This is a genomic window from Pseudomonas sp. MAG002Y (assembly GCF_019400845.1).
GTDB lineage: Bacteria > Pseudomonadota > Gammaproteobacteria > Pseudomonadales > Pseudomonadaceae > Chryseomonas > Chryseomonas luteola.
The window spans coordinates 1-12,355 of sequence record NZ_WOEJ01000034.1 but is presented as its reverse complement, the minus strand read 5'-3'; the positions used below and the strand labels follow the sequence as shown (position 1 = coordinate 12,355).

Annotated in this window: 9 protein-coding genes and 2 pseudogenes; 9 read left to right on the top strand and 2 right to left on the bottom strand. The window is 51.4% G+C overall.

What is annotated here, in order from left to right; all coding sequences use genetic code 11:
* The first annotated feature begins 394 nt into the window (after nt 1-394).
* On the top strand, nt 395-622 hold the full coding sequence (gene bcsR, locus GM154_RS25200) for a BcsR/BcsP family cellulose biosynthesis protein (protein WP_073450574.1): 228 nt from the start codon (nt 395-397) through the stop codon (nt 620-622).
* Nucleotides 623-697: 75 nt separating this feature from the next.
* Here the strand turns inward: bcsR and GM154_RS25195 are convergent, their stop codons facing one another.
* Complete coding sequence (locus tag GM154_RS25195; protein ID WP_219654231.1) at nt 698-1,018, bottom strand: hypothetical protein; 321 nt, start codon at nt 1,016-1,018, stop codon at nt 698-700.
* Nucleotides 1,019-1,258: 240 nt separating this feature from the next.
* Here GM154_RS25195 and GM154_RS25830 point away from each other — a divergent pair.
* A pseudogene (locus GM154_RS25830) lies at nt 1,259-1,534 on the top strand (IS3 family transposase); the annotation flags it as partial.
* 144 nt (nt 1,535-1,678) lie between these two features.
* Here GM154_RS25830 and GM154_RS25190 read toward each other — a convergent pair.
* Nucleotides 1,679-2,221: a hypothetical protein gene (locus tag GM154_RS25190; RefSeq protein WP_073450576.1), complete on the bottom strand. Its 543-nt coding sequence runs from the start codon at nt 2,219-2,221 to the stop codon at nt 1,679-1,681.
* Nucleotides 2,222-2,695: 474 nt separating this feature from the next.
* Here GM154_RS25190 and GM154_RS26160 point away from each other — a divergent pair.
* The 7 genes and pseudogenes from GM154_RS26160 to GM154_RS25160 form a co-directional block, all read left to right on the top strand.
* Nucleotides 2,696-3,460 (top strand): annotated as a pseudogene (locus GM154_RS26160) (PAS domain-containing protein); the annotation flags it as partial.
* 18 nt (nt 3,461-3,478) lie between these two features.
* Nucleotides 3,479-4,009: a methyl-accepting chemotaxis protein gene (locus GM154_RS26155; RefSeq protein WP_374940351.1), complete on the top strand. Its 531-nt coding sequence runs from the start codon at nt 3,479-3,481 to the stop codon at nt 4,007-4,009.
* A 45-nt stretch (nt 4,010-4,054) separates the two neighbouring features.
* On the top strand, nt 4,055-5,263 hold the full coding sequence (locus GM154_RS25180; protein WP_219654222.1) for an HD-GYP domain-containing protein: 1,209 nt from the start codon (nt 4,055-4,057) through the stop codon (nt 5,261-5,263).
* 385 nt (nt 5,264-5,648) lie between these two features.
* Complete coding sequence (locus GM154_RS25175) at nt 5,649-7,091, top strand: RAD55 family ATPase (RefSeq protein ID WP_374940350.1); 1,443 nt, start codon at nt 5,649-5,651, stop codon at nt 7,089-7,091.
* A gap of 26 nt (nt 7,092-7,117) precedes the next feature.
* The gene (locus GM154_RS25170; RefSeq protein ID WP_219654217.1) at nt 7,118-7,492 is read left to right on the top strand and encodes a response regulator; all 375 of its coding nucleotides are present in this window, start codon (nt 7,118-7,120) and stop codon (nt 7,490-7,492) included.
* Between the two features lie 329 nt (nt 7,493-7,821).
* Complete coding sequence (locus tag GM154_RS25165) at nt 7,822-11,475, top strand: PAS domain S-box protein (RefSeq protein ID WP_219654208.1); 3,654 nt, start codon at nt 7,822-7,824, stop codon at nt 11,473-11,475.
* Between the two features lie 57 nt (nt 11,476-11,532).
* On the top strand, nt 11,533-11,757 hold the full coding sequence (locus GM154_RS25160) for a hypothetical protein (RefSeq protein ID WP_073450580.1): 225 nt from the start codon (nt 11,533-11,535) through the stop codon (nt 11,755-11,757).
* The last annotated feature ends 598 nt before the right edge of the window (nt 11,758-12,355 follow it).

The following is a 12,355-nucleotide window of genomic DNA, read 5'->3' as shown; positions in this document are numbered from 1 at the left end:
ACGCTGCTTGCTCATGGCACCTCCTAACGGGCCTCATTATGAGGCTTAGAGGTGTCTAGGAAACTAGGGGCGATTCACAGGTATAGCGTTTTACTAGCCTATCGCGAGTTGATCCCAGAGTGCTCAGCATGAGCGAAACAGGTCATTGATCCGCTACTTCGTTAGATAACACTCAAAAATTTCCAGATATTACTGATACAACTGATAACTGATAACTGATAACTGATATGGACAGCTGGGATCCTTTAGACCTTGTGCTGATGTTTCTCAGCGGGTTATGTCTTTTCCTTGCGCTTCTTTTGACTATTTTTTGACTTTTGATATGGCATATCACTTGCTTATGACCAAGCAGCAATAACGTTCTTATTTCTCTAGCTTATCGTTTGGTATGTCTATGAATACTTCTAAAGCCCTCGACGTCATTACTCATCACCTGGATACCCGTGAGGACGTCAATAATTTGGCCAGGAGCTTTGACCTACAGGGCCTTCAATACCTTGACGTTCAGGCGGTACAACATTTTCATTCAGCTATGGTGCACTGGCCGCTGCTGATGGAAACCATTCAGTCATCCCTGGTGGACTACGAGCCGCTTATCAAGCCGTTGCCTGCCTTTCTTTAAAAGCAGCCAAGCCTGGTTAAAGCAGACATCTAGGCGTAGCGAATGCCTGGAGCAGGTGCAAGAGTGCTGAAGAAACTATTCCGGAGTCAGCTGTTTTCGGGTGTACAGTTTGGCTGCCTGATTAAACTCAGCAACACTCTGCTGACGCATACGTATCGTCAATTCCTGCATCGCTATATAAATCCGTGACGATTCTGGAGTCTGCAGCGCTTGCAAAACATTCATGAAGCCTTCGATCTGCCATCTTATCTGGTCGCGCCTTTGAAAGGCTCTTGGCTGCCCGTCATTCAGGACGTTAAGCAGCTGATCAGCCAGTAGCCAGGCTTCAACCTCCAGCCGCTCGGCATCTGTTCTTGGAGCAATGACATAGTGAAAAGGGTTAGGAGTATCGCCCACGTTGCATGCGTCCTTAATGAGGAATGTTCTGTCAGCGGATAACATCATAATGCTATAGCGCAGCTACTCCAATGATGCAATCAGACATCAGCCTACCTTGGGTTCAAGGTAGTACCACTCGACGAATGCTTTGTAAAAGCCTTTATCTAAGCTGGCGTAAGCTTCAAGCGAGGAGCGGGATGCGATCGAACTGGTATGTCGCTCTGACGCTAGTTTCCGGCATATGGGCCAGGAAATTGTCAATTCGCCAAATCTGCTCAGTCGTCGGGCTCGAGAGAGAAAACCTTTTCTGGAACAGGAAGCCCGCCAGATGAGGTGCTTGCCCGTCTTAAGCGCGAGTTGGCCAGAGTGACTGAGGAACGTGACTCTTGAGAGACGCGGCAGCGTACTTTGCCAGGGAGTCATCGAGCGGTACACGGTGATCCAGCGCTGCCGCAATGAGTACCTAGTGCAACTGATGTGAAGGTTTCCGCCTGCGGTTATCACGACTGGCAGGATCGTGAGCCAAGTCCACGCGTCCATGAGAAAGTGAAATCATATTTCGTTTTCAACATGCCTTTTCGAGCACAAAGCGCAGCCATGTCATTGAAGACGACAATAACCAACCATCCATTCTGTCTTCGATCTTCCTTTCAAGCTCAATCAGGATCAGTTTATCCTCTAAGCACTATGGGATAACTGTAGCCAGATAGAAAAAACTCCCAACACTGTCCAGAATGCTGCAAACAAGATAGGCGAACGTACATTAAACATTAATGACTTTCGGAAGTGACTGGGATCTGACTCCTTGTCACTAAACAGCGGAACATCATCATAAGAGTTTCCGGTGAAAGGGTCGCTATTCAACAACTGCGCCTGCTTGAAATGCCAGTGTTGAATAATCAGATATGCGGCACGTATACCGGGCCAGGCATTTAGAGAGCTTAGGATACCTAGCAGGGCAAGCGCTGCAGGAACAACAAGCGTGAAAAGGTGCCCCCACTCTGGACTACGGTTGGCCATGGCAGATGCATAGGCAATGACAAGAAATGATTGAGCGCCCAGGTATGCGTTGGTCCTGTCGGACAGGATTCCTGTTTCGAACTGAATTTCCTTGCGATAGAAATCAAGTCGCTCCTTCGGTGTTCCAAAGAGCTGTTTATTATAGGAATCTACTGCTTGCTGATCTGGTATGTTTTGAGGTGAAGTTATTACACGGGGCATGAAAGGACTCGTCAAACACGTTACACGAGAATCTTGGGGCTGCACCGTTATTAATCAAGCCTCATAGATCAAGCCGCTCACTTGCTGAGATATAGATCAAGTTATCAGCAGCATGCCTCATGGGGCTGTATTCAGCTCCTTCTTGGCAATACTATTCAAATTTTTATCAGTGTCATTTATCGGATCAGACGCTGCCCAAATAAGTGATTTATAGGTACGGTAAAAGCTCTCCCATTCGCCAAAAGAGCGCAGAGTCCCGTAGAGCATTCTATAAGTGGTCTTCTTTGGAAGTATCTTTCCCACAGGTGAAAGTCTTTAACCTAACAATGGGCGGTCTCTATAGCAAATCAATGGTTTATAACAGCAAACGCTAGACCCACCTGAGTAAAGGCGTACCTTCTGTCGCCGGTACGCTCAAGAAGCCATGACTTGTGCCGAACCAGATAACAAATAAAATCTTTTGTGGGACTCATCATGTTTGGTTCGGGTGTAAAGCAGGAAAATGCTAGGCTCAAGGCTGAGTTAGCGGCTCGCCAGCGTGTAAGCGAGTCAGTAGAGGCAGAAATGCTGACCCTGCGTCTTGATGGTCGTGGCATCATTACCGTTATCAATGACAACATGCTTTCGGCCTTGGGCTACAGCCAACATGAGCTGGTAGGTCAGTCCAAGGATTTGCTTTTTCCTTCCACACATTCTGACGAGTTCCAACGCTTATCCTCAGCCTTGTCAAACCATCAGCATAACAGTGGTGCTTACAGTTTCAGGCGCAAGGACGGCGCCGAAATCTGGCTGCGTACGGTGTGGAGTCCTATCCGAAACGCGGAGGGCAGGGTTGATACCTACCTGTGTCTTGCCAGCGATGTAACCGCGGCGATGGAGAAAGCCAAGGAACAGGAGAGCGTTATCAATGCACTGCTTCGCTCCTCGGCAGTCATTGAGTTCAATCTTGACGGTACGGTGCTAACCGCCAACGACAAGTTCCTGAGCCGTATGGGATACACGCTTGCCGATATTCAGGGAAAGCACCATCGGCTTTTTTGTCTGCCAGAAGAAGCCTACTCCCAGGAATACGCAGCATTCTGGAAGCGGCTTAATGAAGGCCAGTTTGTGGCAGGCCGCTTCAAGCGTGTCGACCGCTATGGTGATACAGTCTGGCTGGAAGCCTCATACAATCCTGTACTGGATACCTGTAATCGACTGTACAAAGTGATCAAGTTCGCCACTGACGTCACCGAGCAGGTTAACCAGGAGCTGGCTGTGGCTGAAGCGGCCGAGATCGCCTACAACACCTCCCAGCAGACAGATCATAGCGCCAAGGAAGGTACCCGTGTTGTACAGCAGACACTGGACGTCATGCATCACGTCGTCTCTAACCTTACCGAAGCGTCCAGGGGTATTCAGGGTCTGAATGAGCAGTCGCAGCTGATCAGCACCATTATTCAAACGATTCGTGGAATTGCTGATCAAACCAATCTGCTTGCCTTGAACGCAGCGATTGAAGCTGCACGGGCAGGGGAGCAGGGGCGGGGGTTTGCGGTTGTTGCGGATGAGGTGCGTCAGTTGGCAGGTCGAGCAAGCAAGGCAACCGAGGAAATCGTCAATGTTGTTCAGCGCAACAATCAGTTGGCCAGCGAGGCGGTAAACGTCATGGCGGTTAGCAAGGGGCAAGCGGAAACAGGGCTTGAACTTGCCAGCCAGGCAGGTGCTGTCATTGTAGAGATTCAGGACGGCGCACGGTTAGTCGTAGACTCGGTAGGCCGGTTTGCCCACCAGTTAAAGGAACGGTAAAGCAGACCTATAAATCAAGATAGCATCTGATGTCTGGAGGCACCTATGCTTAAGCGCATCCCGATAGATCAGGCTCGTCTGGGGATGTATGTGAAGGAATTCTGCACGCCACGGGCTGATCATCCCTTCTGGCAGGGTGGGTTTGTTATTCGTACACCCAATGAGCTCAAGCGTATTATTGAAAGCAATGTCGAGAGCCTGTGGATCGACCTGGCGCAAGGTCATGATGTCGATCCACAATTTCAGACAAGGCCTGAAATCACGCCGTTACCGATTCAGGTCGAGATGGTTGAAGAGATAGAACGAGCCAGGCAGCTGTGTGATAGTGCCAAAACGGCAGTCAAATGCATGCTGGAAGATGCACGGATGGGGCGCGTTGTTGAAATGGGCGATGCCATGGATCTGGTGAAGGACATCTCACTTTCCGTGGTGCGCCACCCTAACGCACTCATCAGTCTAGCAAGACTAAAAACATCTGATGAATATACCTATCTGCATTCAGTTGCCGTTTCTGCACTCATGATTGCCACTGCCAAAGTGCTGGGGCTGGATGAATCCAAAACAAGACAGGCCGGTCTGGCTGGACTCCTTCACGATGTTGGCAAAATGGCGATGCCTCTTCATGTACTAAACAAGCCCGGCAAGCTTACAGACGAAGAATTCACAGTCATGCGTGGCCATCCCGACGCGGGCAGGCGCATCCTCACGGCCTGGCAGGCCGACGAGACCACGATCGATGTATGTCATCATCATCATGAGAAATACGACGGCAGCGGCTACCCTCATGGACTTGCTGGGGAAGAGATAAGCCTGATGGCGCGCATTGCTACGGTGTGTGATGTCTACGATGCCATTACCTCCAATCGCCCCTACAAGACAGGCTGGAATCCAGCTGACGCGATCAAGCGTATGGCCGAGTGGAAAGGGCATTTCGACCCTCACGTTTTTCAGGCCTTTGTAAAAGCTGTTGGCATTTATCCGGTTGGATCACTGGTACGCCTGGAAAGTAACCGCCTGGCAGTAGTTCTTGAGCAGCGCGAGCAGCTGCTGATGCCTCGAATAAAAGTGTTTTACTCAGTTACACGCAATGCCTATATTCCTGTAGAAATAGTAGACCTGCAGGCTCAGAAAGGCTATGACCGCATCATGAGCCGTGAATCACCCGAGGTATGGGGCTTCGCATCACTGGATTATCTTTGGGAGCATCAACCTGGTAATGGAGATGGGCTCCCACCCAAATTGCACAGGCCCTGAGGTTCTCGTATGATGCCTGCTCTCGATTCTACTCTCAGGCTGTCGCGGCCCTCGGATCGAGAGAGCGGCCAAAGCTCCCTCCGTTAGTAGCCGCTCGGGCATAAAAGGTCTTTCTCGTAAGGATCCTTTTATGCCTTCCTTTCTCAAACTGTCCCGTCCACTCGCTTAGCTATCGTGTTACTTGCTAGGCTCAGTTTTGCTCAGAGCTGACCGATTTCTCATCAATGACGGTGGCACAGTTCTACGACGCGACACTTAATCAATGGCACAATAATGATCAAATCAGCGTTGCGAAAGCAAACGCAGGTTATGTTGATCAGGGCAAGCAGTTGGCCGGTAAGGTATTGCAGTCTGTGTAGGGTCCTCAAAAAGGACATTGAAGGTGATGAGATTGAATCAATTAGCGCGCTTTAAAACCGGTATCGAAGGGCTGGACTCATTATTTGGTGGAGGACTCTTTACGGGCGCGTCTTATTTGATACAGGGGCGGCCTGGTTCTGGCAAAACCATCCTAACCAATCAAATTGCCTTCCATCATGCCAGGCAGGGTGGTCATGTCATCTACGCAACGCTGCTGTCCGAATCGCATGATCGGATGTTTGGCTTCCTGTCTACGATGGATTTCTTTGATGGCAACCTGATAGGCTCAGACATCGAGTATCTAAGCGCCTTTGATACGTTGTCCAGCGAAGGGCTTGATGCCGTTATTAAGCTACTACGCCGCGAAATCATTCGAAGCAAGACATCACTGCTTATCGTAGACGGTCTGCTTAATGCCCGCAGCAGGGCTGAAACACCGTTGGACACCAAGAAATTCATTGCTGAGCTGCAAGCCCATGCAGGATTTGTCGGCTGCACATTGTTATTTTTAACAGGTGCCACTCTGGACGAAGGTAGCCCTGAGCTAACCATGGTTGATGGTATGATTCTGATGGAGGAGCAGCACCTGGGGGTGCGTTCCATACGCCGGATCAGTGTGCGAAAGTCCCGGGGTTCAGCTGCCATACCGGGTGAACACGAATATCAGATCAATCATCAGGGCGTTACGGTTTATCCTCGGCTGGAAGCGTATCTGAACACTCCACCGCTTTTAGGAAAGCCTAAAGCAGAGAAGATTTGTTCAGGCGTTTATGCGCTGGACGAGGCCCTGTCAGGCGGGCTTCATCGATCATCAGTGTCCTTGATTCTTGGGCCATCAGGTAGTGGCAAAACCACGCTAGGCCTGAATTTTATTCTGCAAAGCACAGCTGACGAGCCCGGACTTTTCTTTGGGTTTTATGAAACGCCAGATCAGCTTACCCAAAAGGCTCAGGCGCTTGACCTGGATCTTCAGGCCGCGGTAGATGCCGGCATCGTCAGGATCTGCTGGCAATCCACTACAGAGCTCCAGCTCGATAGTGTGGGCTATAAGCTGCTCAAGGCCGTTCGAGACTCTAATACCAAACGGGTGTTTATAGACAGCCTGGGCGCCATGGCACGCTCAGCCATTGAGCAGGCTCGGCTGATCGAGTTTTTTGGTGCCTTGTTTAACGAGCTGCGGCGCATGAATGTGACCGTATATGGTACCTGGGAGATTCGCGGCTTCTTAAGCAGTGATATCAGTACTTCATCCCCGGAACTTTGTAGCCTGGCCGACAATCTTTTCACGATACACTTTGATGAAAGGGACGATGAGTTTGAAGGGGTTTTCTCAATTCTCAAGCTCAGAAACAGTGCTTTTGATCGGTCCAGAAAATTGATCACTATAGGTGCCGGCGGTGTAAGCCTGGTTGCTAGACACAAAAACAACGAGAAGGATAAGCAGTCCTCTTCTGTTCCTAATACCTGACTTCGTCAGTGGAGGATCGTTAACCCATGACGATGGTTCTGGTAGTAGATGACGAGTTCCTGATTACGGAAGTACTCGCTCTAGCTCTTGAAGAGGAAGGTTATGAGGTGCGTCAGGCCGGCAATGGACGAGTCGCGCTGGAAATTATGGCGGAACAGGCGCCTGAGTTGGTTATTACCGATTTCATGATGCCGGTCATGAATGGGCGTGACCTTGCAAAGGCTATAAGGGGACAGTCCAGGACTGCCAAAATACCTGTCATGCTTATGACAGGTGCCCATGCCCATATGGCTCGTGAACACGGAGATCTCTTTGATCATGTACTGACTAAGCCCTTTGATATGGCCGAGCTCACCGCTGTTGTGAAAGGGCTTATCGACACGTCGAGGCACAGCGCGTAGACACAAACAAGGGCTAAAGGGCCGGGTCACTATCATAGTGTTAGATGCAGGTGCCCCCGCCTGGCTGGTCCGGCTTACCTTGGGTACTGCTTGAGCGCTGATGTGCTTAACTAAATCTATTCGTGAGAATAAACCGGCCGACCACTTCCCTGTACATTCTGTATTTTTTAAGCATTGTGAAAAAATCCGACGTTCAGGCGGTTGCTCAACTGGAAAGCCTAACGTCGCCCAAATATCATATGCCACCCTCAATGTTGCTGGCAGGATCAGGCATCCCGCCTGCCTTGAGCCCATCTTTTTCATGTGATAAACCGCTCAAGGAAACTGACGTGGACGCCCGAACGCTAACTACCGCCCCTGAGATGCAGGCCATAACCCAGGGCGGTGGTGAGCTAGGCCGGTTAATCCGCGCTTATGACTGGGCAGCAACACCCTTAGGGCCTATAGAGTCGTGGCCCCAATGCCTGAAGACAACTGTTAATACCCTTCTCCTTTCACCCGTACCCATCGTGCTTCTCTGGGGGGACGACGGCATCATGCTGTATAACGATGCCTATTCTGGGTTTGCAGGCGGTAATCACCCTAGACTGCTTGGCTCAAAGGTCAGAGAGGGATGGGCTGAAGTAGCCGACTTTAGTGATCATGTCATGCGTGTGGGATTAGCTGGCGGTACCCTGTCCTACAAGAGTCAGGAGCTTACGCTGCATAGGCATGGTAAGCCTGAGCAGGTATGGATGAACCTTGATTACTCACCCATTCTGGATGAAAGCGGAACGCCTGTAGGCGTAATTGCTTTCGTTATCGAAACGACCGAGCAGATACTGGCAGCACGTCAGCGCGATGCGGCTGAACGTGCACTGCGTGTTGAGCGCGACCGGTCTCAGGGCGTTCTCAACAACATGGGTGAAGCGTTTCTCCTGCTTGATCAGGATTTGCGTATCCTGGATCTCAACACAGAAGCACTCAAGATGGAGAGCCGGTCCCTGGAGCAGCTGGTAGGCATGAAACATGGGGAAGCCTATCCTGCTGCCTCCCCCCGAATAGAGGTGTTGTACAGGCAGGCTCTTACCGAGCGGCGGCCTGTTGCTCATGAGCATCAATATACCTGGCCTGATGGCAGAGTCAGCTGGATTGACATGCGAGCCTATCCTGTCTCGGATGGGTTGGCTGTATTCTACCGGGACGTAACCCATCGTCATGATAACCAGGAGCGCTTGAGGCGCAGTGAGGCCTTTCTGGGCGCAACGCTTGATGCCTTGCCCATAGGGGTCATCATTGCCGATGCCAAGGGACACATCCTGCGTACCAACGCGGCAAACAAAAAACTGTGGGGTATTGCGCCTAAAACCGTTGATTGGACCCAATACGATCAGTGGGTCGGTTACAGGCCTGAAAGCGGCGAGCGTATCCGTACCGAGGAGTGGGCGATGGCACGTGCCCTGCTTCGCGGCGAGACCGTACAGGATGAACTGGTCGAATGTGAGCGCTTTGATGGAAGCGGGCGGCGTCAGTTTCTTAATAACGCAGCTCCAATCTATGACAGCGACGGAACACTTCTGGGTGGGGTCGCAGCTGAAATTGATATTACCGAACGCGCCGAAATCTCTCGCCGGTTACGTGAAAGCGAAGCACTGGCACGCGATAACATCGAGCGTGTGCAGTTGGCCCTGTCCGCAGGCGCCATTATCGGGACCTGGGTTTGGGATCTGACCTGCGATCGATTCACCGTGGATGAGGCCTTTGCTCACAGCTTTGGAATCGATCCAGCTCTGGGACGCAAGGGCTTAAGCCTGGAGCAGGTTATCGCGACGGTTCATCCTGAGGACAAGCCTGGTTTAATCGAGGCCGTCAACACGAGTATTGCCCGTGGAGGCAATTACGCTCATCAGTACCGCGTTAGACGCCGTGACGGTCAGTACTACTGGATTGAAGCCAATGGGCGTGTCGACTATGCATCAGACGGTACCCCTCATCGCTTTCCTGGCGTGCTTATCGATGTTGAGAGCCAGCGCGCACTGGAGAAGGAGCGCGATCAGGCCAGCGCCCTACTGCATGAAAAAGCCCTTGAGTTTGAAACACTGGCCAATTATATTCCTACACTTTGCTGGATGGCCCACCCTGATGGGGAAATCTACTGGTTCAACCAGCGTTGGTATGAGTACACCGGAACGAGCTTTGCCTCCATGCAGGGATGGGGATGGAAAACAGTCCATGATCCCAGTGTGCTCCCTCTGGTGGTTGAGGGCTGGACCCACTCGCTCAAGACGGGTCAGCCCTTTGATATGACGTTTCCCCTTAGAGGGCATGATGGGATATTTCGTCCGTTTTTGACTCGTGTGGTGCCCATTTATGATGCTGCGGGACAGATTGAGCGCTGGTTTGGAACCAATACTGATATCACCAGCCAGCAGAAAGCCGAGGAGGCGTTACGTGAATTAAACGCAACGCTTGCCCTACGCATTGAGCAACGCACGCAAGAGCGTGATCGCATGTGGCGTCTGTCCACAGACGTTATGCTGGTCGCACGCTTTGACGCCACTATCGTTGCAGTCAACCCAGCCTGGACCGCGATATTAGGCTGGTCCGAGCAGGAGCTGCTGGGTGGTTCGCTGACAGACTATGTTCACCCGGATGATATCGAATCAACTGCGGCTGCCATGGCGGAGCTGGCTATGGGAATGCCTGTCCACTGTTTTCAAAATCGGTATCGGCACAGGGATGGCAGCTATCGGCGGCTGTCCTGGACGGCAGTGCCCGATGAGCAGTTTCTTCATGCGGTGGGTCGAGATATCCAATCAGAACGAGAGAGTCAGGAAGCGCTGCAGCGTACGGAAGAGCAGCTGCGCCAATCGCAAAAGATGGAGGCGGTGGGACAGCTTACCGGTGGGCTGGCTCATGACTTCAACAACCTCCTGACCGGTATCGCGGGTTCACTGGAGTTACTCAATGCACGAGTGCAGCAGGGGCGCCTGACGGAGCTTGATCGCTATATTCACATCGCTCAGAGTGCCACCAAGCGAGCAGCGGCTCTTACCCATCGACTGCTGGCCTTTTCGCGTCGCCAGACGCTTGACCCCAAGCCAACCGACCTGAATCGACTCGTCGCTGGTATGGATGAACTGATCCGGCGTACCACTGGCCCTCATATCAGCCTTGAGACAGTAGCGGCGGGCGGACTATGGCCAACCCTGGTCGATGCCAGTCAGCTTGAGAGTGCATTACTCAACCTTTGCATCAACGCCCGCGATGCGATGCCTGAGGGCGGCCGCATTACGATCGAAACCGCTAATAAATGGATCGATGAATATACGTCAATTCACTATGACATGACTGCAGGACAGTATGTTGCCCTGTCTATAACCGACACCGGTACGGGAATGTCACCCGAAGTGATAGCCAAGGCGTTCGACCCCTTTTTTACGACTAAGCCCGTAGGAGAGGGCACGGGCCTGGGTCTGTCGATGGTATATGGTTTTGTCAGGCAGTCCGGAGGGCAGGTGCGTATCTATTCGGAACTGGGTATGGGCACCACGATGTGTCTTTACCTTCCACGTTACCATGGTCATGCGCAAGAAACCGATCCCACCTTTGAGCCTGTGGAAGCGCTGCAGGCTCATACAGGGGAGACAATTCTTGTTGTAGACGACGAGCCAGCCATTCGGATGTTGATCATCGAGGTGCTCAATGACCATGGTTATCTAGCCTTGGAAGCAGGTGATGGTGAGGCGGCGCTCCAGGTCTTGCAGTCATCCAGGCGAATTGATCTGCTGGTCACCGACGTAGGGTTGCCTGAGGGAATGAATGGGCGGCAGCTGGCTGATGCTGCGCGAGCCATTAGGCCCGACCTTAAGGTGCTGTTTATTACTGGCTACGCCGAGAATGCAGTGATAGGAAATGGTCATGTGGAGGCCGGTATGGAAATCATGACCAAACCCTTTGCCATTGAAAAACTGGTCAGCCGTATCAAGAAACTGATCAGCTAAAATCCCGCATCGCAGATCAAAGATGTTCAGAGGAGAAAGCTGCTATGAGGAGCAATATTGAAGTTCATTGATGCCATCCTGGCGCTTGGCCTTGCCGCTGAAATTCATCAGACAGACAAGGCGGTAGCCGTAACGGCTAAACATCTACTAAAGCGCTTGTCTAGAAGCGAACGCTATCATGTCTTCGCTGTTCTCAACAGCGTATCTCCCCTTGAACACGTCCGGCTCTATATCAGGTCATTGCCTGATGAGCTACTCACATTCCGGATAGAGGAGGGGTGACTCTATCGAGCGCTAACCTCTGGTTTTATCCTGCCAGGAACCTATTTCAGCCAGCCTTGGGGCTTTGAGGATTATGGGCTTGACGGCTTCTGGTAATTCTATATTCGGTTTTATAGCGGGCCTTAACTGTAAGGACATCTGGTCCAGCTCTAGGACCAAAGCGTCGCCCTCAGCCAGTTCAAGCTGTTTTGCAAAGGCTACTGGCAAATCCACAACCAAACGACCTTCCCACTTTTTGAGCGTCGTTACACTTCTGGTTTTCTTCATCTCTGATATCTACAGGTCAAAATACACAAACCTAACACTAAGCCTAGGCACCATAGAGTTGGTCAATGTGAGCTATTTGAAGGAGCCGGGGCCATGGGGCTTGAAGATTGTAAGACAACTCTTCTTATGCCTACGTGATGCGCATGGCGATATCATCAGCTTACTTATGCACGGCGTACGTCAGACGATAAAAACGGCTGTAGTTTGGCTTTTATTTTTCTGCGTGAGGCTCTAATACTGGTTTGAGTTCCGCCTCATGTACCCATTCCGGCTGGATCTCATCAGTCACGTTATAGCTCCAGTAAAGCGCGTCTGCTGTTTTACCCAATGT

Bases quoted from the DNA above. Each gene is read 5' to 3' on its own strand.
- GM154_RS25170 (WP_219654217.1), top strand. From the start codon at position 7,118: ATGACGATGGTTCTGGTAGTAGATGACGAGTTCCTGATTACGGAAGTA.
- GM154_RS25175 (WP_374940350.1), top strand. From the start codon at position 5,649: ATGAGATTGAATCAATTAGCGCGCTTTAAAACCGGTATCGAAGGGCTG.
- GM154_RS25180 (WP_219654222.1), top strand. From the start codon at position 4,055: ATGCTTAAGCGCATCCCGATAGATCAGGCTCGTCTGGGGATGTATGTG.
- GM154_RS25190 (WP_073450576.1), bottom strand. From the start codon at position 2,221: ATGCCCCGTGTAATAACTTCACCTCAAAACATACCAGATCAGCAAGCA.
- bcsR (WP_073450574.1), top strand. From the start codon at position 395: ATGAATACTTCTAAAGCCCTCGACGTCATTACTCATCACCTGGATACC.